General features: G+C 71.4%; 23 protein-coding genes and 1 rRNA gene. 12 read left to right on the top strand and 12 right to left on the bottom strand.

Translation table 11 applies throughout. The features are described 5' to 3' along the window. Positions 1–77 (top strand): 5S ribosomal RNA (rrf, locus tag JX005_RS14555); the annotation flags it as partial. 71 nt (positions 78–148) lie between these two features. Here the strand turns inward: rrf and JX005_RS14550 are convergent. Further along, positions 149–937 (bottom strand): DUF899 family protein, encoded by a 789-nt coding sequence (locus JX005_RS14550; RefSeq protein ID WP_214468304.1) that lies wholly within the window; start codon positions 935–937, stop codon positions 149–151. 81 nt (positions 938–1,018) lie between these two features. Here JX005_RS14550 and dapE point away from each other — a divergent pair, with 81 nt between their 5' ends. The 3 genes from dapE to JX005_RS14535 all read left to right on the top strand — a co-directional run bounded on the left by dapE (position 1,019) and on the right by JX005_RS14535 (position 3,571). Continuing rightward, positions 1,019–2,095, top strand: coding sequence for a succinyl-diaminopimelate desuccinylase (gene dapE, locus JX005_RS14545; protein WP_214468303.1), 1,077 nt, complete (start codon positions 1,019–1,021; stop codon positions 2,093–2,095). Continuing rightward, positions 2,077–3,300 (top strand): hypothetical protein, encoded by a 1,224-nt coding sequence (locus JX005_RS14540; RefSeq protein WP_214468302.1) that lies wholly within the window; start codon positions 2,077–2,079, stop codon positions 3,298–3,300. The genes dapE and JX005_RS14540 overlap by 19 nt, the downstream gene beginning before the upstream one ends. A 97-nt stretch (positions 3,301–3,397) precedes the next feature. Further along, positions 3,398–3,571, top strand: a complete 174-nt coding sequence (locus tag JX005_RS14535; RefSeq protein ID WP_127474371.1) for a DUF3117 domain-containing protein — start codon at positions 3,398–3,400, stop codon at positions 3,569–3,571. Positions 3,572–3,638: 67 nt separating this feature from the next. Here the strand turns inward: JX005_RS14535 and JX005_RS14530 are convergent, their stop codons facing one another. Further along, positions 3,639–4,274: an O-methyltransferase gene (locus JX005_RS14530; protein WP_214468301.1), complete on the bottom strand. Its 636-nt coding sequence runs from the start codon at positions 4,272–4,274 to the stop codon at positions 3,639–3,641. Positions 4,275–4,346: 72 nt separating this feature from the next. On the opposite strand from JX005_RS14530, the gene JX005_RS14525 reads away from it, so the two are divergent. Beyond that, positions 4,347–4,739, top strand: coding sequence for a twin-arginine translocase TatA/TatE family subunit (locus JX005_RS14525; RefSeq protein WP_214468300.1), 393 nt, complete (start codon positions 4,347–4,349; stop codon positions 4,737–4,739). 10 nt (positions 4,740–4,749) lie between these two features. Here the strand turns inward: JX005_RS14525 and JX005_RS14520 are convergent, their stop codons facing one another. From JX005_RS14520 to JX005_RS14510, 3 genes are read right to left on the bottom strand one after another with little or no spacing between them, the layout of a single operon-like run. Then, positions 4,750–5,901 carry an Mrp/NBP35 family ATP-binding protein gene (locus JX005_RS14520; RefSeq protein ID WP_214468299.1) on the bottom strand — a complete coding sequence of 384 codons (1,152 nt, stop codon included), beginning with the start codon at positions 5,899–5,901 and terminating at the stop codon, positions 4,750–4,752. Beyond that, a complete protein-coding gene (locus JX005_RS14515) occupies positions 5,898–6,428 on the bottom strand; it encodes a DUF1003 domain-containing protein (protein ID WP_214468298.1) in 531 nt (176 codons plus the stop codon). Before JX005_RS14515 ends, JX005_RS14520 begins: the two co-directional genes overlap by 4 nt. Then, positions 6,428–7,717: a magnesium transporter MgtE N-terminal domain-containing protein gene (locus JX005_RS14510; RefSeq protein WP_214468297.1), complete on the bottom strand. Its 1,290-nt coding sequence runs from the start codon at positions 7,715–7,717 to the stop codon at positions 6,428–6,430. Before JX005_RS14510 ends, JX005_RS14515 begins: the two co-directional genes overlap by 1 nt. Before the next feature lie 40 nt (positions 7,718–7,757). On the opposite strand from JX005_RS14510, the gene JX005_RS14505 reads away from it, so the two are divergent. Next, positions 7,758–8,396: a YflT domain-containing protein gene (locus JX005_RS14505; RefSeq protein ID WP_214468296.1), complete on the top strand. Its 639-nt coding sequence runs from the start codon at positions 7,758–7,760 to the stop codon at positions 8,394–8,396. After that, positions 8,396–9,076 carry an alpha/beta hydrolase family protein gene (locus tag JX005_RS14500; protein ID WP_214468295.1) on the top strand — a complete coding sequence of 227 codons (681 nt, stop codon included), beginning with the start codon at positions 8,396–8,398 and terminating at the stop codon, positions 9,074–9,076. Before JX005_RS14505 ends, JX005_RS14500 begins: the two co-directional genes overlap by 1 nt. Before the next feature lie 6 nt (positions 9,077–9,082). On the opposite strand, the gene JX005_RS14495 is transcribed toward JX005_RS14500, so the two are convergent. Genes JX005_RS14495 through JX005_RS14485 form a run of 3 tightly spaced genes read right to left on the bottom strand, consistent with a single transcriptional unit; the run spans position 9,083 to position 13,378 of the window. After that, positions 9,083–10,882, bottom strand: coding sequence for a gamma-glutamyltransferase family protein (locus JX005_RS14495; RefSeq protein ID WP_214468294.1), 1,800 nt, complete (start codon positions 10,880–10,882; stop codon positions 9,083–9,085). Between the two features lie 2 nt (positions 10,883–10,884). Then, positions 10,885–12,315 (bottom strand): aminopeptidase P family protein, encoded by a 1,431-nt coding sequence (locus JX005_RS14490; protein WP_214468293.1) that lies wholly within the window; start codon positions 12,313–12,315, stop codon positions 10,885–10,887. 40 nt (positions 12,316–12,355) lie between these two features. Further along, a complete protein-coding gene (locus tag JX005_RS14485) occupies positions 12,356–13,378 on the bottom strand; it encodes an endonuclease/exonuclease/phosphatase family protein (protein ID WP_214468292.1) in 1,023 nt (340 codons plus the stop codon). 74 nt (positions 13,379–13,452) lie between these two features. Between JX005_RS14485 and JX005_RS14480 the strand changes: the two genes are divergently transcribed. After that, positions 13,453–14,316: a PHP domain-containing protein gene (locus JX005_RS14480; protein ID WP_214468291.1), complete on the top strand. Its 864-nt coding sequence runs from the start codon at positions 13,453–13,455 to the stop codon at positions 14,314–14,316. Between the two features lie 39 nt (positions 14,317–14,355). On the opposite strand, the gene JX005_RS14475 is transcribed toward JX005_RS14480, so the two are convergent. Further along, positions 14,356–14,784 (bottom strand): SHOCT domain-containing protein, encoded by a 429-nt coding sequence (locus JX005_RS14475; protein ID WP_214468290.1) that lies wholly within the window; start codon positions 14,782–14,784, stop codon positions 14,356–14,358. 127 nt (positions 14,785–14,911) lie between these two features. On the opposite strand from JX005_RS14475, the gene JX005_RS14470 reads away from it, so the two are divergent. Beyond that, complete coding sequence (locus JX005_RS14470) at positions 14,912–15,802, top strand: DUF817 domain-containing protein (protein WP_214468289.1); 891 nt, start codon at positions 14,912–14,914, stop codon at positions 15,800–15,802. A 6-nt stretch (positions 15,803–15,808) separates the two neighbouring features. Here the strand turns inward: JX005_RS14470 and JX005_RS14465 are convergent, their stop codons facing one another. Beyond that, positions 15,809–17,281: a DEAD/DEAH box helicase gene (locus tag JX005_RS14465; protein ID WP_214468288.1), complete on the bottom strand. Its 1,473-nt coding sequence runs from the start codon at positions 17,279–17,281 to the stop codon at positions 15,809–15,811. A gap of 236 nt (positions 17,282–17,517) precedes the next feature. On the opposite strand from JX005_RS14465, the gene JX005_RS14460 reads away from it, so the two are divergent. After that, a complete protein-coding gene (locus JX005_RS14460) occupies positions 17,518–18,231 on the top strand; it encodes a ferritin-like fold-containing protein (protein WP_214468287.1) in 714 nt (237 codons plus the stop codon). Positions 18,232–18,249: 18 nt separating this feature from the next. Here the strand turns inward: JX005_RS14460 and JX005_RS14455 are convergent, their stop codons facing one another. Next, positions 18,250–18,540 (bottom strand): hypothetical protein, encoded by a 291-nt coding sequence (locus JX005_RS14455; RefSeq protein ID WP_214468286.1) that lies wholly within the window; start codon positions 18,538–18,540, stop codon positions 18,250–18,252. 7 nt (positions 18,541–18,547) lie between these two features. Next, positions 18,548–18,772 carry a DUF3107 domain-containing protein gene (locus JX005_RS14450; RefSeq protein ID WP_214468285.1) on the bottom strand — a complete coding sequence of 75 codons (225 nt, stop codon included), beginning with the start codon at positions 18,770–18,772 and terminating at the stop codon, positions 18,548–18,550. 163 nt (positions 18,773–18,935) lie between these two features. Between JX005_RS14450 and JX005_RS14445 the strand changes: the two genes are divergently transcribed. Together JX005_RS14445 and JX005_RS14440 are read left to right on the top strand one after the other, a co-directional pair. After that, on the top strand, positions 18,936–22,022 hold the full coding sequence (locus JX005_RS14445) for an ATP-dependent helicase (RefSeq protein ID WP_246533995.1): 3,087 nt from the start codon (positions 18,936–18,938) through the stop codon (positions 22,020–22,022). After that, positions 22,019–25,372 (top strand): ATP-dependent helicase, encoded by a 3,354-nt coding sequence (locus JX005_RS14440; RefSeq protein WP_214468283.1) that lies wholly within the window; start codon positions 22,019–22,021, stop codon positions 25,370–25,372. The genes JX005_RS14445 and JX005_RS14440 overlap by 4 nt, the downstream gene beginning before the upstream one ends. Positions 25,373–25,377 lie beyond the last annotated feature (5 nt).

Raw genomic sequence — 25,377 nt, 5'->3', positions numbered from 1 at the left:
CGAACCCGGAAGCTAAGCCTCTCAGCGCCGATGGTACTGCAGGGGGGACCCTGTGGGAGAGTAGGACACCGCCGGACTTCCATTACCGAAATGGCCACCCAACGCAGGGTGGCCATTTCGCGTTAACCGTGTGCACACCAGCGCCCCTTCAGTGGTGGTGGTGTGCGGCGGGCATCACGCCCGCACTGCCGAGATCGTCTGATCTGCCGGCCGCCACGCGCGACCACTGCAGGATCGGCCGTCCGCCGGGGCGATCGACCGCGTCGCCCGATTCATCGGTGCGCATCTGGGCCGACGTCGTGTTGAAGAACTTCTGAGGCCACCCGGGAGGCGAGTCCTCCCACGCCTCCTGCCGTCCGTATACGGTCATGTCCAGCATCAGGTACGAGCTGCCCATCGGCTCGTTGCCGCGACCGGTGGTCCAGTACGTTTCGAAGACGCGGTCACCGATCCGCAGGTAGCAGACCCGCATTCCGAAGTGACGGCCTGCGATCAGGGCGTCCTGCGACCCTGGCGGCACGGCATACCAGGGCATCTCCCAGCCCATGAAGTCGCGGTATCTGCTGCTCTCCTCGAACGGCCCCGCGCAGAGGACGGCGAACGTCACATCGCGCGAATGCAGGTACCCGAGCTCGAGCACCTGGCCGATGTCCTTCGTGCAGCCCTCGCATTGGCGTGCCGCGTCGGCTCCCGGGTACCACATCATGTACGACGCGAACAGCTGCGACCGGCCCTCGAACGCGTCGAGCAGGGTCACGTCGCCGTGTGCGCCTGTCAGTGGCGTACTCGCGTCCAGTTCCACCATCGGCAGCCGCCTTCGCTGCGCGGCGATCGCGTCGCCTTCACGCGTGTGCGCCTTCTCACGGGTGCGCAGCCGGTCGATCTCGCTCTGCCACTCGGCGCGTTCGACCACGGGCGGGTTGGGCGCGTCAGACATGGATCCTCCGGGGTCAGGGTGCCGCCAGACTGCCGCTCGAGCCCTGCGGTGTCAACGGTCGCCGCTCGCTAGACTCGGGGGATGCTGGCGCTCGACCTCACTGCGACCTCTGCCGACCTGACCCGCACGATCTGCGACATCCCGAGCGTCTCGGGTGACGAGACCACGCTGGCCGACCTGATCTTCGCGGAGGTCTCGGTCCTCCCGCACCTGGAGGTCTATCGCGACGGCGACACCATCGTCGCGCGCACCTCGCAGGGCAGGCCGCAGCGCGTGGCGATCGCCGGCCACATCGACACGGTGCCCATCAACGGCAACGTTCCGACACGGGACATCGACCTCGACGGCGAGCCGTACATCTGGGGTCGTGGCACCGTCGACATGAAGGCCGGCGTCGCCGTCCAGCTCAAACTGGCGGCCGAACTCGTGGCCCCCCGTGTCGACATCACATGGATGTGGTACGACCACGAGGAGGTCGACGCCGACCTCAACGGGCTGACGCGCCTCGCTCGCACGCGACCCGACCTCTTCGCCGCCGACTTCGCGATCCTCGGGGAGCCGTCCAACGGCGAGGTCGAGGGCGGCTGCAACGGCAACCTCCGCGCGATCGTCCGCACGCACGGCGTACGGTCCCACAGCGCGCGTGCCTGGATCGGCGAGAACGCCATCCACCGTGCGGCTCCTGTGCTCGCCCGCCTCGCGGAGTACCGGCCGCGCGACGTCCCCGTCGAGGGCCTCGTGTATCGCGAGGGCCTGAACGCCGTACGCATCAGCGGCGGCGTCGCCGGCAACGTCATCCCCGACCTGTGCGAGGTCGAGGTGAACTACCGCTTCGCTCCGAGCCGCGACGCCGAAGAGGCGCAGAGCCACGTGCGGGATGTCTTCGCAGGCTTCGACGTCGAGATCGTCGACCTCGCGGTCGGCGCCCGGCCCGGACTCGACGCCCCGCTGGCGCAGGAGTTCGTCGCGGCGGTCGGCGCCGAACCGCGTCCGAAGTACGGCTGGACGGACGTGGCGCGGTTCAGCGCGCTCGGCGTCCCGGCCGTGAACTACGGCCCCGGAGATCCTCACCTCGCCCACCACGACGAGGAGCGCGTACCCGTCGCTCAGATCGACGCGGTCGAACGGGGTCTGCGCGCGTGGCTGACCAGCAGCTGACGACCGATGCCGGTCCGCGCCTGAGCGCCGGCCGAGTCGCGGCGCGGGTGGGCCTCATCTATCTCGCCGCGCGCGTGGTGACGACAGGCTTCCTGCTCATCGCCGCGGAGCTGTCGGGATTCGAGTCGCGCTTCGGACCCGAACCCGGTCTCGCAGACCTCGTGCTCGGGTGGGATGCGCGCTGGTACTGGCTCGTCGCGGAGACGGGCTACCCGTCGGAGCTTCCGCTCAGCGACACGGGTGCGGTGGCGGAGAACGCCTGGGCCTTCATGCCCGTGTACGCCTACCTGGCGAAGATCGTCGCCGTCCCGTTCGGGCAGTGGGTGATCGGCGCGTTCCTGGTGTCGATCGCGGCGGGGTACGCGGCATCCGTCGTGCTCTTCCACCTGCTGCGCGACAGGATCGACGACACGGCGGCGCTGTGGGCGGTCACGTTCTTCGCCGCCGGTCCGCTCGCGGCGCTCTTCCAGGTGGGATACGCCGAATCCCTCTATCTGCTGTGGCTGTTCCTCGCACTGTGGTGCGTCATGCGCCGGCGGTACGTCTGGCTCTACGGGCTCATCCCGCTCATGGGCTTCACACGCCCCGGCGTGCTGGCCTTCGCGCTCTTCCTGGGTCTGTTCGGCCTCTGGCGCTGGTTCAGGCGGCGGCGTGAGGAACTGCACGCGGCGGAGATCGTTCACATCGTGGCGCTCGGGGCGCTGGCGGTGATCGTCGGGTTCTCGTGGCAGCTCATCGCCGGGTGGGTCACCGGCGACGGCGGTGCCTACCTCGCGACAGAGCTCTCGTGGCGGCGGAACTGGATCCCGGGCGAGGCGGTGTTCTTCCCGTTCGAAGGATTCCTCAGTGCGACAGCGTTCTGGTTCGGCACCGTGTGGGCACTGCCCGTCGAGCTCGGCTACGCCGTGCTGGCGGCATCCCTCCTGGCGGTCGCGGCGATCCTCCTCTTCGTGCCGCAGGTGAGGCGGCTCGGTGTGGAGGTGCGCCTGTGGAGCGCCAGCTACTTCGTCTACCTGCTTCTGGTGTTCTTCCCGCAGTCGAGCCTGTTCCGTCTGCTCGTGCCGCTGTCCCCCCTGTGGGGCGCGGTCGCCGCGCCGCGCTCGAATGTGTGGCGCGGAGGAGTGCTCCTGGCGTGTCTGATCGGTCAGTGGTGGTGGACCTACAACATGTACGGGCTGGGGAATGCGATCTGGCAGATCCCCTGAACGGCACGTTTTGGGACTCCATGTCCACAAGTGGCGCCCGAGCGTCGCGGCCTCACGATAAACTTGATGTGCAGATCATCGATGAAAGGGAGCCGCAATGGCAGCCATGAAGCCGAGAACCGGAGACGGGCCAATGGAGGCCGTGAAGGAGGGTCGCCTCATCATCGTGCGCGTGCCGCTCGAGGGTGGCGGTCGTCTCGTCGTCTCCGTCAACGACGCTGAGGCCAAGGAGCTCTACGACGTTCTGGGCGGAGTCGTCAGCCCCGCCTGAGTCACATTCATTCCAGGAAACGGCCGGTCTTCGGACCGGCCGTTTTCGCGTGCTCGGGGAAGACTGCTCAGTCGGCAGGAATGGTCGTCAGCTGCAGCAGGCCTTCGCCGACGATCGACAGCGCGCCGATCACGGCGGGAGAGGCCTGCGTCTCCTGGATGAGCGACCGGTAGGCGGTGGTGATCGCATCGCGCCGCACCGGATCGGCGACCGCTCCGCCCGCCATCACCCGCGGAACGAGCACGGTGCCTCCGGCGCGCACGAGCCTCAGCCCGTGCTCGACGTACTCGATGACGCCCTCGGGGTCGGCGTCGACCAGCACGATGTCGTACGAGGTCTCGTTCATGCGGGGGAGGACTTCGGCGGCGCGGCCCGTGATGAATCGCGCTCGCGCCGCGGGGATCTTCGCCTCGGCGAACGCCTGACGCGCGGCGCCGAGGTGCTCGGGCTCCTTGTCGATCGTCGTCAGCGTGGCGCGCGGCGAGCCGCGGAGCAACCAGAGGCCGGAGACGCCGGCTCCGGTGCCGATCTCGACGATGTTGAGGGCTTGGGATGCCGCGGCGATGAGCGCGCACTGCGCACCGACGGGTGCGCTGACCGGCGCCGCCCCCAGCTCGAGGGCGTGGGCTCGCGCGCGAGCGATGTGCTCGGGCTCGACCGTCGCCTCGGCGGCGAACCGCTGCATGGCGTTCTGCTCTCCCATCGACATCCTCCGGCCCACAGCCTACGCGGGCCGCGTGCGCTCACGGCTCAGGCGCGGCGGTAACCTGATCTCATGTTCTTCGGCCTCACGATCGAGAAGCTTCTGCTGATCGGACTCGTCGCCGCGCTCATCGTCGGCCCCGAGCGCCTGCCCCGGTATGCCGAGTCGCTCGGCAGCTTCACGCGCCGAGCCCGCGACTGGGTGTCGAACGCGCGGACGCGCGTGCGCGACGAGATGGGCGAGGACTTCGACGACGTCGACTGGCGCACGCTCGATCCGCGGCAGTACGATCCCCGGCGGATCATCCGCGAGGCCCTGCTCGACGACGCGCCGGTGCCGACGGTGCGGGCGGCTCAGGCCGGTGCGGCCATCGCGTCGACGGGTACGCCCCCGCCACCGCCCGTGCGCTCGCCCTTCCGCGGGGCGGAGGACGGCCCGACGCCGTTCGACACCGAGGCGACCTGACGACGCTCGATCACCGGGGCCGCAGTGGCAGCGAACGACCCGCGAGCCCGCGGGGCTCGGCGAGGAGAGCCTGGGCGATCCGCTCGATCTCCCGCGCTGCGGGGTCGTCGGGGTGCGCGAGGACGGCGGGGATGCCGGCATCCGAGTCACTCCGCAGTGCGGGGCTGAGGGGAACCGAGCCCAGCAGCGGCACCTCGGCGTCATCGCCCGACAGCGCCGACGCGACCGCGGCGCCGCCGCCCGTGCCGAAGAGATCGAGCGTCGTGCCGTCGGGAAGGGTCATCGCGGCCATGTTCTCGACGACGCCGATCACGCGCTGACCGGTCTGGCGCGCGACGAGACCGCTGCGCACCGCGACGTCGGAGGCAGCCGTCTGCGGGGTGGTGACGACGAGCACATCGGCATTCGGCAGGAGCTGACCAACCGAGATCGCGACATCCCCCGTGCCCGGCGGCATGTCGAGGAGCAGCACGTCCAGATCGCCGAAGTACACGTCGGTGAGGAACTGCTGCACCGTGCGGTGGAGCATGGGTCCCCGCCACGCGACCGCGCCGAGCGGCTCGGTACCCGGCCCGCGGCGCAGGAACATGCCGATCGAGATGACCTTCACGCCGTGGGCGACAGGCGGCAGCATGAGGTCGTCGATGCGCGTCGGCTGCGGCACGGCACCGTGTGCGTCGACGAGGCCCAGCTGCCCGGGGATCGAGAAGCCGTGCACGTCGGCATCGATGAGCCCGACCGCCAGCCCGCGTGCGGCCAGGGCGACGGCGAGATTCGCGGTGACGGTGGATTTGCCGACCCCGCCCTTGCCGCTCGTGACGGCGATCACCCGGGTCAGCGTGCCGGGACCGAACGGCATCTCGCGGGCACGTCCGCCGCGCAGACGCTCCGTGAGGGCCTGGCGCTCCTGCGGGGACATCACGCCCACCTCGAGCGTGACATCGGAGATTCCGTTGACGGATGCCGCGGCCCGGCGCACGTCCGTCGCGATGCGCTCCGCCGCGGGGCAGCCGACGATCGTCAGGACGATGCCGACATCGGCGACGCCGTCGGCGACGGCCACGCGGCGGACCATGTCCAGCTCGCCGATGGGGCGTCTCAGCTCGGGGTCGAGCACGGCATCGACCGCACGGCGGACGGCGTCCGCGGTCGGGTCGGTCATTCCGCGGTGCCGTTCTCCGCGTCGTCGCGCAGCTCGATCTTCTCGAGGAGTGCGCGCAGCTCGGTGCGCAGGACCTCTCGGGTGACGACCTCGTCGGAGAAGTCGGTGACCGCCATCCGCAGCGCCACGACCTCGCGAGCGAGGTACTCGGTGTCGGCGAGGTTGCGCTCGGCGCGCTGGCGATCCTGCTCGATCTGCACGCGGTCGCGGTCGTCCTGGCGATTCTGCGCGAGAAGGATGAGCGGCGCGGCATACGACGCCTGCAGCGAGAGGATCAGGGTGAGGAGCGTGAAGTTCTGCGCCCGCGGATCGAACTGCAGCGGGACGGGCGCGAAGGTGTTCCACGCGAGCCACACGACGACGAAGACCGTCATGCCGATGAGGAAGCCGGACGTGCCCATGCCGCGGGCGAAAGCCTCGGAGAAGCGGCCGAACCGATCCTGGGACGGCTGGGACGTGCGCTGCAGCATCCCGGAGCGGCCGCGGGGTGCGTCGAGCGCCACCTGGCGCGTCTGCCGGCGGGCCATCACGAGCGCCTCGGGATCGCCGCGGTGGTCGCGGGAACGGTCGGCGCCGGCTGGGACTCGCCGTGCGAGCGCCAGTCGTCGGGCAGCAGGTAGTCGAGCACGTCGTCGATGCTGACGGCGCCGACGAGACGGTGGGCCTGGTCGACGACGGGCACCGAGACGAGGTTGTAGCTCGCGAGAAGTCGCGCGACCTCGGCGGCCGAGGCTGAGGCGGGCAGCGGATCGAGGGTGTCGTCGATGATCGCGCCGAGCCGCTCGTGCGGGGGATAGCGCAGCATCCGCTGGAAGTGCACCGTGCCCAGCAGCCGGCCCGTCGGAGTCTCGTACGGCGGCAGGGTCACGAAGACGGCCGCGGCGAGGGCGGGGTGGAGCTCGTGCCGGCGGATAAGCGCGAGAGCCTCGGCGACCGTGGCATCGGCGGAGAGCACGATCGGCTCGCTCGTCATGAGGCCGCCGGCGGTGTCGGGACCGTACTTCAGCAGGGCGCGGACGTCTTCGGCCTCTTCGGGCTCCATGAGGTCGAGGAGCTCTTCGGAGCGCTCCTCGGGGAGCTGCCCGAGGAGGTCGGCCGCGTCGTCGGGCTCCATCGCGTCCAGGATGTCGGCAGCGCGCTCGTCTCCGAGGGCCTCGAGGATGTGCACCTGCTCCTCCTCGGGCATCTCCTCGAGCGCGTCCGCGAGACGGTCGTCGGGCAACTCCTCGGCCACTTCGATGAGGCGGTCGTCGGGAAGATCGAGGAGGGTGTTGGCGAGGTCGGCCGGCTTGAGGTCGGAGTACGTCGCGACAAGCTGCTCGGCGGACTGCGCCTCGCCCGGGTTCTGCTGCTCGCGCACGTCCTGCCACGACGCGAATGTCGTCGGACCCTTCGCGAACGGCGATGCGCTCGTGCGAGGTCGGCGCAGGAACAGCTGGCCGACGTCCCATTCGCCGAGGCGGTTGCGCTCGATCGCGACGTCTTCGATGACAGCTGTGCCCGACCCGTCGTTGAGGTACACCTTGCGGCCGAGCAGCTCGGCCATCACTCGCACCTCGCCGCCCCGCTGCTGGAAGCGCCGCACGTTGATGAGGCCGGTCGTGATGACCTGGCCGGTCGCGATCGAGGTGACCCGGCCGATCGAGACGAACACGTGGCGTCGGCCGGGGATCTCCACGACGAGTCCGATGACCCGCGGCGGATCGTCTTTCCGGTAGATGACGACGACGTCCCGGACCCTCCCGAGCCTGTCGCCCGCGGGGTCGAAGACGGAGCACCCGGACAGGCGCGCCACGAATACCCTCTGCGTGCTCACGCGTTCCAGCGTAGCCCGGACACCGTGGGAGGATGGGGAGATGACCATGATGGGCGGACGCTTCCCGCAGGGGTCTGAGGAGGTCGGTCAGACCGTCGCCAGCTTCCCCACCTACGACGCCGCCCAGAAAGCCGTGTCGTCGCTGATCGCCGCCGACGTCCCGGCCCGTGACATCGCGATCGTCGGGCAGGGCCTCCGGTCGATCGAACGGGTCACCGGCCGGCTCGGCTACGCGTCGGCCGCCCGGTCCGGCGCCATCAACGGACTGCTCCTGGGGCTCCTGTTCTCGGCGATCCTCGTGATCGGCTCGCCCACCGTGCCGATCCAGGCCTTCGTCGGCGTGCTGTTCGTCGGCATCGCGATCGGCATGCTCCTCAGCCTCGTCACGTACTCGTTCGTGCGCCGCCGTCGCGACTACGCGTCGGTCATGCAGGTCGTCGCCGACCACTACGAGGTGACGGTCGTCGCGAAGAGCATCCAGCGCGCCCGTCAGGTGCTCGGACCGCAGGCGGCGGCCGAGCCGTACGTGCCCGCTGCACCCGCGCAGCCCGAAGCGGCAGGCGAGCCTCCGCGCTACGGCGAGCGTGTGGCCCCCGCGGATCCCGAACCCGCGGACGCCGCCGAACCCACCGCCGGCGACGGCGACGCGACGGCACCCGAGGCGGGCACAGGCCGCTGATGGCCACGGCCGAGACCGACCTGCGCGTTCCGGTGGAACTGCCGGCCGGACGCGTCGAGGTCTCGGCGACCCTGGGCCGCCCCCACGACGCGTGGGCGCTGCTCGGCATCGCACACGGCGCGGGCGCCGGGATGCGGCATCCGTTCCTCACCGGACTCGCACACGCGCTCCACGACGACGGCATCGCGACGCTGCGGTTCACCTTCCCCTACCTCGAGGCAGGACGACGGATGCCCGGACCGGCCGCCCACGCCGTGGCGACGTGGGCCGGGGTCGAGGCGGCTGCCGCCGAGCGGGAGCCCGATCTGCCGTTCTGGGCGTCGGGCAAGTCCTACGGCGGGCGCATGGCGTCGATGGCTGCGGCGGAGGGTCGGATCGCTCCGCGAGGGCTGATCTACCTCGGGTACCCGCTGCACCCGCCCGGCGACCCCGCCAAGGCGCGCACCGCCCACCTTCCGGACGTCGCACCGCCGCAGCTGTTCCTCGAGGGCACGAAGGACCCGTTCATCCAGCCGATCGAACAGCTCGAGCAGGCAGTCGCGTCATGCCAGGACGCCGAGATCCTGTGGGTCGACGGCGGAGGGCACTCGTTCGAGATCAAAGGCCGCAAGCGCGCGGCCGAGGACATCGGGGCGGAGTTGGCGCCGTCGGTCGCCGGCTGGATGCGGCGCAGGGCGTAGCCGCGGTCAGCGACCTGCGGCGTAGCCCTGCATCCCGCGCGGATTCGCGGCCGCCCACAGCACGCCGGTCGAGGCATCCCGCCCCACCGCCGACACGCGGCCCAGCGACCAGTCGCCCGCGCGCGTGACGGCATGCCCGCGACGTTCGAGCCCGGTGATCACGTCGTCGCCGAGTCGGTCCTCGACCACGGCTCCGGCCGGCATCCAGGTGCGCGGCCAGAACGACTCCGGCATCGCCGTGGTGTGGAGTGACGGCGCGTCGATCGCCTCCTGCGGTGCGTAGCCGCCGACGATCATCCGCAGCAGGGCGAGCAGCTGCCACTGGTCCTGCTGGTCGCCGCCGGGGGAGCCGAGGGCGAACTCGGGGGAGCCGTCGCGCAGCACCAGCGTCGGCGTGAGCGTCGTGCGCGGACGGCGTCCGGGTACGAGTGAGGACGGATGCCCGGGCTCGAGCCACGTCATCTGCAGACGCGTGCCGAGGCAGAAGCCCAGGGCGGGGATGGTCGGCGACGACTGCAGCCAGCCGCCCGAGGGCGTGGCCGAGACGATGTTGCCCCAGCGGTCGATGACGTCGAGGTGACACGTGTCGCCCCGGGTCTCACCCGTCTTGGCTACGGTGGGCTCGCCGGTGCCGAGGCCTGGCGCGTCGTACGACGTGCGCAGCGGCGGGCGGAAGCCGGTGCGGCCGGCGAGCCGCCCGGGCCGGAACTCGTCGGACGCGGACGCCGTGATCAGCGCGCGTCGCTCCTCGACGTAGTCGGGCGCGAGCAGGGCATCGAGTTCGATCTCCGCGTCGCCGAACCACGCATCGCGGTCGGCGAGCGCCAGCTTCTGCGCCTCGAGGATGGTGTGGGCACCGGCCTCCTGCGAGGGATCGAGCAGGTCGTCGTCGAGCGGCTCGAGCAGCGCGAGGGTCTGGAGGAGGGCGGGCCCCTGGGTCCAGGCGCCGGCCTTGGCGATCGTGCGGCCGCGGAAGTCGCGGGTGACCGCGGACTCGTAGCCCGCCTCGAACCCGGCGAAGTCCTCGACGGCGATGATCCCCGCATGCACGCCGCCCGCCGAGTGGCGGTGCGGTGCGGCGGCGAACGCGGCGGCCTCCTGGGCGACCTGGCCGGTTCTCCACTCGTGGCGGGCGGCGTCGATGCGCGCGGCCCGGCCGATCGGGCCGTCGTCGCGCACCGTGCACGAGGCGTGTACGAGCCCGTCGAGCACGTCGGCGTAGGCCGGATTGCGGATGACGTCTCCGGGTGCCGGCGGCGCCCCGCCGGGCATCCACAGGTCGCGGGAGCTCGTCCAGTCGTCGGAGAAGAGCTCCGCGACACGGGCGATGGTCGCCGCGGCCTGTCGCACGATGGGGTGTCCGTCGCGGGCATAGCCGATCGCGTACGACAGCACGTCGCCGAGCTCCCACGTGCCGTGGTCGCGCAGGAGCAGCAACCACGCGTCGACCGCCCCCGGAACCGCGGCGGCGAGGGCGCCGGAGCCGGGGACCAGGTCGAGCCCCTCGTTGCGGTAGTGCTCGATCGTGGCGGCGGCCGGTGCGGGGCCCTGGCCCATCAGCACAGTGGGGGACCCGGCTGGCGGTGTCTGGAAGATGCCGACGAGGTCGCCGCCCGGTCCGTTCAGGTGAGGCTCGACGACGTGGAGCACGAACGCCGCGGCGACCGACGCGTCGAACGCGTTGCCGCCGCGCTCGAGCACCGACTGCGCCGTCGCGGTCGCCAGCCAGTGCGTCGAGGCGGACATGCCGAACGTGCCCGACAGGGTCGGGCGGGTCGTGAACGAGGGCGGCGGGGTGTAGGCCACGCTCAGGCGGAGAGCCGCGCGATCCAGGCCTCGACCTCGTCGGCCGTGCGCGGGATGTCGGCCGACAGGTTGACGGGCCCGTCGGCGGTCATGAGGATGTCGTCCTCGATGCGCACGCCGATGCCGCGGTACTCCTCGGGCACGGTGATGTCGTCGATCTGGAAGTAGAGGCCGGGCTCGATCGTGAAGACCATGCCCGGCTCGAGGAGCCCGTCGTAGTACATGTCGCGCCGCGCCTGTGCGCAGTCGTGCACATCGATGCCGAGGTGGTGGCTCGTGCCGTGCACCATGTACCGGCGGTGGTGACCGCCGTTGTCGGCGTCGAGCGCCTCCTCGGCCGTCACGGGCAGCAGCCCCCACTCCGCCACGCGGGCCGCGATGACCTTCATCGCCGCGTCGTGCACCGAGCGGAACTTCACGCCGGGCTGAGCCGCCGCGAAAGCGGCGTCGGCCGCTTCGCGCACCGTCTCGTAGATGCGCCGCTGGATCTCCGTGAATGTGCCGCTGACCGGGAGCGTGCGGGTGATGTCGGCGGTGTACAGGCTGTCGACCTCGGCGCCGGCGTCGATCAGGATGAGGTCGCCCGGCACGACGGCGCCGTCGTTGCGCGTCCAGTGCAGGTAGCAGGCGTGCGGACCGGATGCCGCGATCGTGTCGTACCCGACGGCGTTGCCGTCGCTGCGGGCGCGCTGGTGGAACACGCCCTCGACGATCCGCTCGCCGCGCGGGTGGGCGACGACCGCGGGGAGGTTCGCGACGATGTCGTCGAAGCCGCGGGCGGTGACGTCCACAGCGAGGCGCATCTGCTCGATCTCGTACTCGTCCTTGACCAGACGCAGCTCCGATACGAAGCGCGTCAGGTCATCGTCCTCATCGAGGACGAGCTCGTCGTCGCGCGAGGCGAAGTCGTCGATGTGGGCGGTCGCGATGCCGAGGTCGCCGGCTACCCCCGCCAGGGCGGGGCGCGGCCCGATCCAGAACTCGCCGATCGAGGCATCCGAGTAGAACTCCGCCGTCGTGCGGTCGGCGCGCTCGCGGAAGTACAGCGTCACATCGTGCCCGCCGGCGTCGCCGGCTCGCGGCTCGAACACGAGCAGGGAGCCCGGCTCGGCGTCGGAGGCCCAGCCGGTGAGGTGCGAGAAGGCGGAGTGCGCGCGGAACGGGTAGTCGGTGTCGTTGCTGCGCTGCTTGAGCTCGCCCGCCGGGATCACCAGGCGCTTGCCGGGGAAGGCCTTCGACACCGCGTCGCGCCGGGCGGCCGTGTAGGCGGCCTGCTCGCGGGTCGGCGGCATCGAGTCGGGCCGCTCTGCCCAGCCCTGCGAGATGGTGTCGAGGAACCCCTGACCATAGGGCTGGCGCCGGTTCGTGCTCGTCGAGGCGGGGGTCTCGGCGTCGGTCTGCGCGATCGTGTCGCTGTCGCCTGAAGTGCTCATGCATCCCAGTCTGTCACGCGAGTGCGGTCTGCTGGAGGGCTCAGTCCACAGGCTCCAGCTGCACGATCAGCGGGCGGTGATCCGACCCCGAGCCGTCCATCGAACGCAGCACGAGCGAGCCCGTCGCCTCCCAGTGGGTGGAGGTCATGACGTGGTCGATGGGCGTGCCCAGCACGGACGGCATCTCCGCCGACCAGGTGCCGATCGAGCCGTTGCCCGTGGTGATGGCGGCGTCGTCGCACTGACCCAGGGTGCGGCCGTCGACTCCGAGACCCGCCATGTGGTCGACCGTCGCGTTGAAGTCTCCGGCCATGATCACGTTCGCCTCGGCGCACTGGTCGGCGAGCCACTGCAGATCGTCGCGCCAGTCCTGCATGTAGCTGGGCCGCGGCGCGACGGCGTGCGCGGCGACCACGATCGGACCCTGGCCGTCGGTCGGCACGGCCACGGCGCTCGGCACCGTCGAGGTGTTGCTGATGCCGTCGATCGAGGACTCGATGATGGCGTAGTCGCCGAGCTCGGGGGAGATGAGCAGTGTCGTCGAGCCGGCATCCCACTCGGTCGAGGGATCCTCGGCATGGTGGGCCCACATGCGGTGCCCGAGCTCCCTCATCGCGATCGCGACCTGCTCGCCGGTCTCGATCGTGGTCTCGGGGAGCGCCACGATGTCGGCATCCATCGCGACGGCGATCTTGGCGATCGTGTCGGGCGGCGTCGCCGGTCCTGCGGTGTTCCACGTCATCACGCGGATCGCGGTGTCGGTCTTCGCAGGCAGCGCCTCGGTGCCCATTCCGCCGCGACCGGCCAGGATCGCGCCGTTGGCAACTGCCGCGACCCCGGCGACGACCGCGATCGAGAGGGCGAACGCGCGCATCGGCCGCACGATCGCGAGCAGCAGCGCGAGCACCGCGATGACCGCGAACGCCACGGCGAGCAGCCCGCGGAACGACACGATCTGAGCCACCGGGAAGAAGCGCTCGACGCGGAAGAATCCGGGCCACGTCAGCACGGCCGCAGTGATCGCGCAGAGCACGGTCACGAGGATCCCGAACAGGCGAAGCACGACGGCGACTCTATGCGAGCAGGCTGGGAGATCCGTCAGCGCGGACGCGCATGTCGCAGCGCTACGCTCGAAGGATGCCGGGACCGCAGCGCTTCGAAGGACCGAGCGACCTGCACCTGCACTCCGTCCACTCCGACGGCACGGAATCCCCGGCCCAGGTGATGGCCGCGGCGCACCGGCACGGGCTGCGGACCGTCGCGCTCACCGACCACGACACGACCTCGGGGTGGGCCGAGGCGGCCGAGGCCGCGGCATCCCTCGGCATGACCTTCATCCCCGGAATGGAGCTCTCCGCCCGTCACGAATGGCGCAGCGTGCATGTGCTGGCGTACCTGGTCGACCCCGACGACGACGCCCTGAGGGCGATGACCGACCGGATCCGGTCGTCGCGGCTGGACCGCGCACGGCGCATGGCCGATCGCATCTCGCGCGACTACGACCTGGTCTGGGACGACATCCTCGCGCAGACCACCGACGGCGCCACGGTCGGCCGGCCGCACATCGCCGACGCACTCGTCGCCCGCGGGCTCGTACGCGACCGTGCGGAGGCGTTCTCGAGCATCCTGAGTCCGGGCGGCGACTACTACGTGGCGCTGTACGCCCCTGATCCCGTCACCGCGGTCGGGCTCGTCGCGGGTGCCGGGGGAGTCCCGATCATCGCCCACCCGGCCGCTCGCGCGGGACTGCTCTCGATGCCGCTGATGGAGCGCATGCTCGACGCCGGCCTCGCGGGATTCGAGCTCGGTCACCGCGAGAACCTCGCGTCCGGCATCCGCTCCCTCCGCCGGCTGAGCGAGGAGCGCGACCTCATCGTGACCGGGTCCAGCGACTATCACGGCCTCGGCAAGCCGAACCAGCCGGGGGAGCACACGACGGACGATGCGATGGTCGCGCGCATCATCGAGGCCGCAACGGGGAGCGCCCCCGTCTACCCGTGAAGGCGGACGAGGGCGCTTGCCGTCGGCTGAGCGGATGCCTCAGCTGAGCGCCTTCGCCTTGAGCGCGTCGAACTCGGCCTGGGTGATGGTGCCCGCGTCGAGGAGGGCCTTCGCCTTGGCGATCTCGTCGGTGGCGCTGGATCCTCCGGCGACCGACTTGATGTACGAGTCCTGCGCCGCCTGAACCTGTCGCGCCTCGGCGGCGCCGCGCTTGGCCATGCCGTTGCCGCGGGCGATCAGGTAGACCAGCATCGTCAGGAACGGGACGAAGATCAGGAAGATGATCCAGACCGCCTTCCACCAGCCGCTCAGCTCGTGGTCGCGGAACAGGTCGCCGATGACGGCGAACAGGGCGAAGAGGTAGGCGACGAACACGAAGACCCAGAGGAACCACCAGATCAGGTCGCCGAGGGAACCCCAGAAGCCCTGGTACTCGTAGCCGGTCGTGACCGCGTCGATGAATCGCACGATGTGTGCCTTTCTGAATGCGAGGGGGCGGTGCCAGCTGCGCCGCTTGCGCTCACGATATCGCCAGGCCGCGCCCGAATCACGCGATTGAAGCTGAATGTCGTCGTGCGTCGGTTAGCGTCGTGGGATGCGGCAGCCCACGTCGCTCGAGCGGCGGATCGACGCCGGCGCCCACCGGTTCCTCGCCGACGCGCCGCGTTCCGGCGCGCGCGCGGTCCTGGTCGAAGTAGGCGTGTTCCTGCTGAAGCAGGCCTGGGCGTGCCTGTTCGGTGCGTCGCTGCTCGTCGTGATCGTCGCGGCGCGCCTGTGGTACCCCGACGACGCCGCTCTCGCGCGCAACGACTTCCTCACGCTCGCGGCGATCGGCATCCAGGTGCTGATGATCGCGACCCGGCTCGAAACCGGACGCGAACTGTGGGTCATCGTCCTCTTCCACCTCACCGGCACAGTCATGGAGCTGTTCAAGACCGACGTCGGCTCGTGGATGTACGCGGCGGACGGCGTGCTGCGCATCGGCGGAGTGCCGCTGTTCAGCGGCTTCATGTACGCGGCGGTCGGCTCGTACATGGTGCGCGTGTACCGGCTGTTCGATCTCGGCTTCGAGCGCTACCCCCGCCGATGGCTGACGGCGGTCGTCGCGGCTGCGATCTACGCGAACTTCTTCACGCACCACTGGTGGTGGGACGCGCGCTGGGCGCTGCTGCTGGCGGTCGTCCTGCTGTGGGCGCGAGCGACGCTCTACGCCCGGGTGTGGCGGGCGGTGCTGAGGATCCCGCTGCTGGCCGTGTTCGCGGGCGTGGCGCTGTTCATCTACCTGGCGGAGAACATCGCCACCTGGGCGGGCGCGTGGGCCTACCCGGATCAGCTGGACGGCTGGCAGCCGGTGTCGATCACGAAGCTGGTGTCGTGGTTCCTGCTCATGATCATCTCGGTCGTGATGGTCACCTTCGTGTATCCGCCACGACCGCCGACGCGGGTCGAGAAGGCACGCGAACCGCGCGCCGCGCGCAGCGCCTGACCGGGGTCAGGCGCTGACGGGTGCGCCGCCGCCCGATGCCGCCGCGCCGCCGCGACGACGACGACGCCGGCGCGGGGCCTGCTTGCCGTCGTGGTGCTCCTTGCCGCCGCCGTCGTGCGTTCCGCCGCCCTCGGCAGCGCGGTCGCCGGTCTGACCGGCCCCCGCCTGGCCGTTGGCGTCGGAGCCGCCGGAACCGCCCGACCGGCGGCGACGGCGACCGCGCGACGTGTCGTCGCCGGATGCGCCGTCGCGCGACGGCGCGGACTGGGTCTTGACCATCTGGGTGCGCGGCGCGGTCGCGATGCGGCCCTTCGTCCCGGCCGGGATGTCGAGGTCGCTGAACAGGTGCGGGCTGGACGAGTACGTCTCGACCGGGTCGGGCTGGCCGAACTCGAGCGCGCGGTTGATGAGCGCCCACTTGTGCAGGTCGTCCCAGTCGACGAACGTGACGGCGATGCCCGTCTTGCCGGCGCGGCCCGTGCGGCCCGCGCGGTGCAGGTACGTCTTCTCGTCGTCGGGGATGGTGTGGTTGATCACGTGCGTGACGTCGTCGACGTCGATGCCGCGCGCGGCGACGTCGGTCGCGATGAGCACGTCGCGCTTGCCGGCCTTGAACGCCGCCATCGAGCGCTCGCGCGCCTCCTGGCTCATGTCGCCGTGCACGGAGGCGGCATTGAAGCCGCGGTCGCTGAGCTCGTCGGACAGCTTCTGCGCGGCGCGCTTGGTGCGGGTGAAGATCACGGTCTTGCCGCGACCGTCGGCCTGCAGGATGCGGGCGATGATCTCGTCCTTGTCGAGCGAGTGCGCGCGGTACACGAGGTGCTTGATGTTCGCCTGCGTCAGGCCCTCGTCGGGGTCGGTGGCGCGGATGTGGATCGGGTTCGACATGAAGCGGCGGGCGAGGGCCACGATGGGTCCCGGCATGGTGGCCGAGAACAGCTGCGTGTGGCGGACGGCGGGCACCTTCGAGAAGATCTTCTCGATGTCGGGCAGGAAGCCGAGGTCGAGCATCTTGTCGGCCTCGTCGAGCACGACCTCGGTCGCGTGCGACAGGTCGAGCAGCCGCTGGTTGTTGAGATCGATCAGGCGACCGGGCGTTCCGACGACGATCTGCGCGCCGGCCTTGAGCTGCTCGATCTGACCCTCGTAGGCCTTGCCGCCGTAGATCGCCACGACGCTCGTGCTGCGGCCCGAGGTGAGCATGTCGATGTCTTCGTACACCTGCACGCACAGCTCGCGGGTGGGCACGACGATGAGCGCCTTGACGCCGGGCGCGGGGTTCTGGCCGAGGCGCTGCACGACGGGGATGCCGAAGCCGAAGGTCTTGCCGGTGCCCGTCTTGGCCTGCCCGATGATGTCCTGACCCGGGAGGCCGAGGGGGATCGTCTGCTCCTGGATGGGGAAGGCATCGATGATGCCCTTGCCTGCGAGGACATCGACGATGTCCTGGTCGACGCCGAGTTCGGCGAAGGTCGTCACGATATGAGCCTGTCCGGCAGTGAGATGCTGCCTGGTCCGTGCCCTGGCGCGGTGATCATCGACGCCGCGCGGGCGGAAGTGCGGTCCACGCCTTCTCTCAGCCACAGGCGCGGGAGCCCCGATCCGACGCCGGGGACGTGTCCACGATACCGGAGGAGGGCGCCGGAGGGCATTTCGGGCGTGATGCCGGAGAGCGGATGCCGCAGCCTGCGCCGCGCGAGCCTAGGCTGTAGCCCGTGGTGAAGTGGTTCTGGCAGCGTCGGGAACCCGGACGGAAGCTGCAGCTTCGTTCCCGGGAGGATATCGGCGACGCGACGCGGGTGGACTTCGAGGAGCTCGCGCCGGACATCGACACGTTCCTGGGGCAGGCCGCCTATCTCCAGCTCGGGTACTTCGAGACGCTGAGCGAGCTCATCGCCCTGACGCCGGGGCTCTCCGACAAGGAGTCGCTGTCGCGCGCCGCCGGTGCCGCGCTCACCAAGCACGAGGAGCTCGTCGCGCTCATCCGCGAGCGCGGAGACGACCCGACCGACCTGATGCTGCCGTTCCGCGAGCCGCTGGATGCCTTCCGGCGCGCGACGCACGGCCTGCGCGCGCAGGAGACGATGCTCTCGGTGCACATCACCGCCGGCATGCTCGACGACTTCTACCTGGCCCTCTCGGCGAGCTATTCCGACACCGGACGGCGGGTCGCGCGCATCCTGCGCGCCGACGACGACCGCGAAGCGATCGTCGACATCATCGGCCGCACCATCGCGAGCGATCCCGAGTGGAAGTCCCTGCTGGCGCTGTGGGGACGGCGGCTCGTGGGCGACACCCTGCTCATCGCCCGGGCCGCGTTGCGGCCTCGCGAGCTGCGGGTCGCCGACGAGGCGAAGGTGGAACCGGTCTTCACCGAGCTCATGGCCGCGCACTCGCGGCGCATGGATGCGATGGGCCTCGCGGCCTGAGCCGTCGGTGCGGCGGGCTCAGCCGATCTTGAGTCGCGCGCGCTCGGCGGCGTCGTGCGACACCCGGACGCGCGACAGCAGCACCAGCACGGGGTAGGTGACGACGAGCGGTGCGACGAACATCGACAGCCAGAGCCACACGCTGTCAATGCCGACGCCGGCCCACGTCAGGATCGTCCACACCAGACCGGCCGCGAGAGCGCCGAGGACGGGGCCCACCACGACGCCGCGCGTCGAGCGGTGGGCGACCAGGAAGTGGACCGCCAGGCCGAGGACGGCGCCGACGATGAGGGCGAGGATGATCTGCATGGCCGGGTCAGGCGACGAATCCGACGCGGCGGGACTCCTCGGTCCCGAGCTCGATGTAGGCGAGGCTCGCGGTGGGGACGATGTAGTTGTTCCCCTTGTTGTCCGCGAGCGTGATGTGCGTGGCTCCGGCGTCGAGCGCCGTTGCGACGGACTTCTTCACGTCGGCCGCGGCCTCGTTCGTCTCGAAGTTGAGCTCGCGTCCGGTGTTCGCGATGCCGATGCGGATCTCCACGTGACTGCCTCTCTCCCACTGCGCGCCGGGTTCCCCGGCGCATGGCAACTCTACGACACGGCCGCCCGGCCCCAGGCCGCCCGGCGCTCGCTCTGGGCGAACGGAGGTGTCGGGAGTCCGCGCTACCGTCGAGGGCATGGTGTCGCGGGAAGAATCCGGCGCGATGGCCGCGCTGGATGATCGCCAGCGCGCCGTCGCCGCGCTGCCGAGCGACGCGTCCGGCGTGGTGGTGGGGGCGCCGGGCACCGGCAAGACCACAGCCCTCGTCGCACGCGTGGCTGCGCTCGTGGCGGCGGGGGTGGATCCCGACGCCATCCTCGTGCTGACGCCGACGCGCCAGACGGCCACGGCGCTGCGCGATCGGCTCGCGCTCGCGGTCGGCCGTGCGACGTCCGGGCCGCTCGCCCGCTCGGTGGCCTCCTTCGCCTTCCAGCTCGTGCGCGCCCACGCCGTGGCACTCGACGCCGATCCGCCGCAGCTGCTGACGGGCGGCGACGAGGACCAGCTCATCGGCGACCTGCTCGACGGCGACGAGGAGGACGAGCGGGAGACGGGCACGTCGCGCTGGCCGGACTGGCTGGGTGCCGGCATCCGCTCCACTCCCGGCTTCCGCACCGAGGTGCGCACGTTCCTCGCCGAATGCACCACGCTCGGCATCGAGCCCGCGCGCCTGCGCGCTCTCGGCGAGCAGCACGAGCGGCCGGTATGGGTCTCGCTGGCGTCGTTCGCGGTCGAGTACCTCGAGGTCCGCGCCGGCATGCGAGGCGCGCACCGCGACGCCGCGGGGCTCGTGCGCGAGGCCGTCCGGCTGCTGCGCACGGCGGCCGACGGCATCCCGGCGATCGACCGGCTGGGAGCGATCCTCGTCGACGACGCGCAGGAGCTCACCCTCGGCGGCGTCGAGCTGCTCGAGGCGGCGCGCCGGCGGGGCATCCCCGTGGTGGCCTTCGGCGACCCCGATGTCGGCGCGGGGTCCTTCCGCGGCGCCACGCCGGAGAACTTCGCCCGTCTCGCGGCGAGTCTCGGCGCCGTGTCCGTGCTCGACGAGCGCCACCGCGGCACGGCGTGGCAGAACGAGCTCGTGCGCCGTGCGACTCAGCGCATCGGAGCGGTCGGTGTCGTGGCGCACCGCGGAGCCGGCAGCGACGCCGAGCCCGACGAATCGGTCAGGGCGCTGCTGCTGCGTTCGCCCGCAGAGGAGTTCGACGCCATCGCGCGCCTCCTGCGCGAGCGGCACGTGCACGACGGCGTGCCGTGGGGCCGCTGCGCGGTCATCGCCCACGACACCCGGCAGGTGGCCGCCCTCGAGGCGGAGCTGTCGGCACGCGAGGTGCCTGCCCGCTCGAGCGGTCCAGGGCGCGCCCTCGGCCTGCTGAAGCCGGTGAACGATCTGCTGCGGCTCATCGAGCTCGTCGCCCGCGACGAGCGCACGTTCGACGACGTGTCCGCGGCTCTGCTGGGCACCTACGGCCGCCTCGATCCGATCGAGCTGCGCCGCCTGCGTTCCGCCCTCCGGCACGCGGAGCTGACGGCGGGCGGTGAGCGCTCCGGGCGCGACCTGCTCGTGTCGGCCATGGCCCAGCCGCTGGAGTTCGACCTGATCGACACGCGCGAGGCGCGGCGGGCGGCCGCGCTGGCGCGCACCCTCGCCTTCCTGCGCGAGGAGCTCGAACGCGGCGCCACGGCGCACGAACTGCTGTGGGCGGCCTGGGATCTCAGCGGGCTGCAGCGCAGCTGGTCCGAGCTCGCGCGGGGCCACGGACCGCTCGCCGAGCAGGCGAATCGCGATCTCGATGCCGTCGTGGCGCTGTTCCAGGTCGCCAAGCGATTCGTCGAGCGGTCCCTCGATGCGGATCCGCGCGTGTTCGTGCGCGGCATCCTCGACTCCGACGTCGCCGAAGACCGACTCGCGGCTCCCGTGCGGGACGACACCGTGCAGCTGCTCACGCCTGCCGGCGCGCTCGGCCTCGAGTTCGACACCGTCGTGGTCGCGGGCGTGCAGGACGGTGTGTGGCCGAACACGCGGCTGCGAGGAAGCCTCCTCGAGACCTGGCGGCTGGCCGATGCGGCGACGCGCGCCGGCGACGCCGCGGCAGGTGTCTTCGATCGGCGACGGTCCGCGATGCACGACGAGCTGCGGCTCCTCGCCCGTGCGCTGTCGCGCGCGTCCGAGCGGGTGATCGTGACGGCGGTCGACGATGACGACACCGGTCCGAGCGTGTTCTTCGAGCTCTTCCCCGACCCCGAGCGGCACACCGTCGACCACCCGCTGTCCCTGCGGGGGCTGGTGGCCCGGCATCGCCGGGTGCTCACCGACCCGGCGGGCCGCGGGAGCACCGCGCACGCGGCCGGTCAGCTTGCGCTTCTGGCCGACGCCGGCGTTCCCGGCGCGGCACCGTCCGAGTGGTACGGGGTGCCGCTCCCGACCTCGACAGGACCGCTCCGCGACCTCGCCAAGGAGGACGTGCGGGTCTCGCCCTCCCGCCTGCACACCCTCGAGGAGTGCGAGCTGAACTGGGTGATCGGCGACCTCGGCGGCGACCCGGGCGGCACGACGGCCGGACTCGGCACGATCATCCACGCGGCGCTCGAGCACGCCGGCGACTCCACCCAGGAGAGCCTGTGGGCCGAGGTGGAGGCGCGGTGGGGCGAGCTCGCCTTCGAGGCCGCCTGGCGGGATCGGGCCGAGAAGACACGGGCGCGCGATCTGGTCCGTCGCCTGCACCTCTACCTGCGCCGGTTCGAGACCGAGGGCGGAACGCTGATCGGGGCGGAGCCCCACTTCGAGGTCGCGATCCCGCTCGATGACTCCGAGGCCTTCGAGCACGGCGCGATCCTCTCCGGCTACATCGACCGCGTCGAGCTCACTCCCGAAGGCACGGTCGTGATCATGGACCTCAAGACCGGAAAGCGCGAGCCGCAGACGGATGCGAAGGTCGTCGACAACCCGCAGCTCGGTGCGTATCAGCTTGCCTTCGAGGCCGGCGCCATCCCTGCTGCCGTCGGGCATCCGCCCGGTGGCGCGAAGCTCCTGGTGCTGCGACCCACCGCCACGCGATCCGACTACGCCACGCCGTGGCAGCCTCCTTTCGACGACGAGCGGCGTGAGACCTTCCTCGCCCGCATCCGGCACGCCGTCTCGACGATGCGCGGCACGGTGTTCACCGCGCCGTACGAAGAGCACTGCCGCGACGACCACTCGTACGGGCTGTGCCGCATCCACACGATCGGGGCGGTGAGCGCGTCATGATCGCCGATCAGTCCACGTCCGCGCCCGTCTCCACGGGCGGCGCACCGGCTCTCCTGCCGGCACGTGTGATCGCGGCGGCGCTCGGTCAGTTCCCGCCGACCGACGAGCAGACCGCTGTCATCGAGGCCCCGCTATCGCCGGCGCTGGTCGTCGCGGGCGCCGGCAGCGGCAAGACCGAGACGATGGCCTCGCGCGTCGTATGGCTGGTCGCGAACGGGCTCGTGCGGCGCGACGAGGTGCTCGGCCTCACGTTCACGCGCAAGGCGGCGGGCGAGCTCGCCGAGCGCATCCAGCGCCGGCTGGCGAGGCTCGGCGAGTTCGAGCGGCGCGGCCTCGTCCGCTTCCTCCCAGAGATGCACGCGGCCGGGCGCCTCGACGTCTTCGCCGAGCTCGAGCGGCCCGGCGGTGACGGGCCGCGCGCCACGATCGCCCGGCACGAGGCGATGGACGCCCTCGCCCGGTCCGTCGGCGCCGTGCCGCAGGAGGCCGAGGACGACGCACTGCTGCACCGGCCGACGGTGTCCACCTACAACAGCTTCGCCGACCAGATCGTCCGCGAGCACGCGGTGCGCATCGGGAGGGATGCCGAGGCCGCGGTGATGTCGGAATCCGCAGCGTGGCTGCTCATGCGGCGCGTCGTGTTCGCGTCGGACGACCCCCGGCTCGAGACGCGCGGCGAAGCGGTGCGGAGCATCATCGACGGTGCGCTGCGGATCGCCCGCGACGGCGTCGACAACCTCGTCGACCTCGATGAGCTCGCCGCCTTCCCCGACCGCTTCCGTCGGATCGTCGACCTTCCGTCGACGAACGCGCGCACCGTCGTCTATGCCGAGGTGGCGGAGGCCAACGAGAAGGTCGGTGCGCTCGCCCTCCTGGCCGACCTCGCCCGCGACTATGCCGCAGAGAAGCGTCGCATCGGCGTGATCGACTTCTCCGATCAGGTCGCCGGCGCACTCGAGGTGGTTGCGAGCCATCGGGCGGTCGCCGACGAGCTGCGCGACCGCTATCGCGTCGTCCTCCTCGACGAATACCAGGACACCTCGGTCGTGCAGACCGACCTCCTGTCATCGCTCTTCGCCGGCACGGCGGTGATGGCGGTCGGCGATCCGCACCAGGCCATCTACGGCTGGCGTGGCGCGAGCGCAGGCAACCTCGGCGGATTCGCCGCAGCGTTCGCCCCTGCCGGCGAGTGCGCGGAGTACGCGCTGCTCACGAGCTGGCGCAACAGCGCTGACGTGCTCACCGCGGCCAACGCGGTGCTGGCACCGCTCGCCGGCTCCGCCCCGGTCGCCGTTCAGTCGCTGCGGCCGCGACCCGGTGCTCCCCGGGGAGCAGTCGAGACGGCCTTCGAGCCAGATCTCGACACGGAGGCCGATCGCGTCGCGGACTGGTTCGCGCGGGTGCGCTCCGAGCGCGGACGAGCGGGACTGCCGACGACCGGAGCCGTCCTGTTCCGCAGCAAGAAGCACATGGTGCGGTTCGGCGACGCCCTCGGTCGCCGCGGCATCCCTCATCGCATCCTCGGACTCGGCGGCCTCCTGTCCACGCCCGAGGTGGTCGACGTGGTCAGCGCCCTCCGCGTCGTCAGCGACCCGAGCGCCGGCTCCGCGCTCATCCGGCTGCTGTCAGGGCCCCGGTGGGCGATCGGCCTGCCCGACCTGCGGGAGCTCGCCGCGCTGGCCCGGCGGATCGCGCGCCACGACGCGGCGCTGCAGCCGCTCGCCCCGGAGGTCGTCGAGCGCATCCGCTCGGGTGCGGGCGACGACGACGGGTCGCTGGTCGACGCACTGGACTTCGTCCTTCGCCACCCAGCCGACCACGGCTGGCTGGCCGGCTTCACCGCGGAGGCGCGTGAGCGGCTGCGCGAAGCCGGCGCCGTCTTCGCAGGACTGCGGCAGGCGGTCGGCATGCCGATCCCCGAGCTGGTGCGACTGATCGAGATCGAGCTCCGCCTCGACGTCGAACTCGCCGCGAACGAGGCCCGCGGGCCGGCGCGGATCGCCTCCGCCCAGCTCCGAGCGTTCGTCGACGAGCTGCACGCCTTCCTCGCCGCCGACGAGTCGGGCTCGCTGTCGAGCCTGCTGGCATGGCTCGACCACGCGGAGCAGCTCGACGAGTTCGCCCCGCGCACCGAGCCGCCGGAAGACGACGTGGTGCAGCTGCTGACCATCCACGGCTCGAAGGGCCTGGAATGGGATGCCGTCGCCGTCGTCCGCCTCGTGAAGGACGAGCTGCCGAGCGCGCCGCGCGACACGAAGGGGTGGCTCGGATTCGGGGTGCTGCCGTACGCGTTCCGAGGCGACGCCGCCTGGCTCCCCGAACTCGCGTGGCGGGGTGCGGGCACCCAGCAGGAGATGAAGGCGGCACTCGATGCCTTCGTCGCGGCCAATCGCGCTCGGCAGCTCGAGGAAGACCGACGCCTCGCCTACGTCGCGGTGACGCGCGCACGCGACCACCTGCTCCTGACGGGGTCGACGTGGTCGGGCACGAAGCGGGCGCGTGAGCGCAGCACCTTCTTCACCGAGATCGCCGAGGCCCTCGGCCGCGACCTTCCGCCCGACGAGGTGGGGGAGAACCCGTACCTGGGCGAGCGCCGCATTCTTCAGTGGCCGATCGATCCGCTCGGCGCCCGCCGTCCCGCAGTCCAGCGCGCCGCGGCAGCGGTCTCAGCCGCGCTCGACGCGCCCCGACCCGCGCCCGACCCCGACGTCGCCCTGCTGATCGCGGAGCGCGAGGCCCGGCGTGCGCCGGCGCGCCAGGACGCGCCGACGCGCATCGCCGCATCGCGGTACAAGGAGTTCGTGGCGGACTACGCCGGCACGGTCGCCGCGATCGCCCGGCCGCTGCCCGAGCGCCCGTTCCGCCAGACCCGCCTGGGGACGCTGTTCCACGCCTGGGTCGAGCAGCGGTCGGGCAGGCCCGGACTCGGCGGATCCATCGACGACGCGCTGTGGGAGGCCGACGACGAGCTGCCCGGCACCGAATCCTCCGCCGAGGACGCCGCAGCCCTGGACGCCCTGCAGGCGCGGTTCCTGGCGTCGGAATGGGCTTCGCTGCGCCCCCTCGAGGTCGAGACCGAGATCGACTTCACGATGACCGGCCTCGACGGCCGCCCGCACGTCGTCATCTGCAAGCTCGACGCCGTCTATCGCCGGGAAGACCGAGGCGGGCGCATCGAGATCGTCGACTGGAAGACCGGGGCCGCTCCGCGCACCGACGCCGAGAAGGACGAGCGGATGCTGCAGCTCGAGCTCTACCGGCAGGCCTACCACGCCAAGCACGGCGTGCCGCTCGACGAGATCGACGTCGCGCTCTACTACGTCGCCGAGGATCTCGTGCTGCGGGCTTGACCCGC

Source organism: Microbacterium flavescens (assembly GCF_018588945.1).
Classification (GTDB): Bacteria; Actinomycetota; Actinomycetes; order Actinomycetales; family Microbacteriaceae; genus Microbacterium; species Microbacterium flavescens.
Note: the sequence above shows the minus strand (reverse complement) of the source record. Positions and strands in the feature narration are given on the sequence as shown.

Coding starts and splice junctions, on each gene's coding strand:
- JX005_RS14445 (WP_246533995.1), top strand. CDS start 18,936: ATGGCCGCGCTGGATGATCGCCAGCGCGCCGTCGCCGCGCTGCCGAGC.
- JX005_RS14455 (WP_214468286.1), bottom strand. CDS start 18,540: ATGCAGATCATCCTCGCCCTCATCGTCGGCGCCGTCCTCGGCCTGGCG.
- JX005_RS14550 (WP_214468304.1), bottom strand. CDS start 937: ATGTCTGACGCGCCCAACCCGCCCGTGGTCGAACGCGCCGAGTGGCAG.
- JX005_RS14520 (WP_214468299.1), bottom strand. CDS start 5,901: ATGACCGACCCGACCGCGGACGCCGTCCGCCGTGCGGTCGATGCCGTG.
- JX005_RS14535 (WP_127474371.1), top strand. CDS start 3,398: ATGGCAGCCATGAAGCCGAGAACCGGAGACGGGCCAATGGAGGCCGTG.
- JX005_RS14490 (WP_214468293.1), bottom strand. CDS start 12,315: ATGAGCACTTCAGGCGACAGCGACACGATCGCGCAGACCGACGCCGAG.
- JX005_RS14505 (WP_214468296.1), top strand. CDS start 7,758: ATGACCATGATGGGCGGACGCTTCCCGCAGGGGTCTGAGGAGGTCGGT.
- JX005_RS14470 (WP_214468289.1), top strand. CDS start 14,912: ATGCGGCAGCCCACGTCGCTCGAGCGGCGGATCGACGCCGGCGCCCAC.
- JX005_RS14500 (WP_214468295.1), top strand. CDS start 8,396: ATGGCCACGGCCGAGACCGACCTGCGCGTTCCGGTGGAACTGCCGGCC.
- JX005_RS14480 (WP_214468291.1), top strand. CDS start 13,453: ATGCCGGGACCGCAGCGCTTCGAAGGACCGAGCGACCTGCACCTGCAC.
- dapE (WP_214468303.1), top strand. CDS start 1,019: ATGCTGGCGCTCGACCTCACTGCGACCTCTGCCGACCTGACCCGCACG.
- JX005_RS14530 (WP_214468301.1), bottom strand. CDS start 4,274: ATGGGAGAGCAGAACGCCATGCAGCGGTTCGCCGCCGAGGCGACGGTC.
- JX005_RS14440 (WP_214468283.1), top strand. CDS start 22,019: ATGATCGCCGATCAGTCCACGTCCGCGCCCGTCTCCACGGGCGGCGCA.
- JX005_RS14515 (WP_214468298.1), bottom strand. CDS start 6,428: ATGGCCCGCCGGCAGACGCGCCAGGTGGCGCTCGACGCACCCCGCGGC.
- JX005_RS14525 (WP_214468300.1), top strand. CDS start 4,347: ATGTTCTTCGGCCTCACGATCGAGAAGCTTCTGCTGATCGGACTCGTC.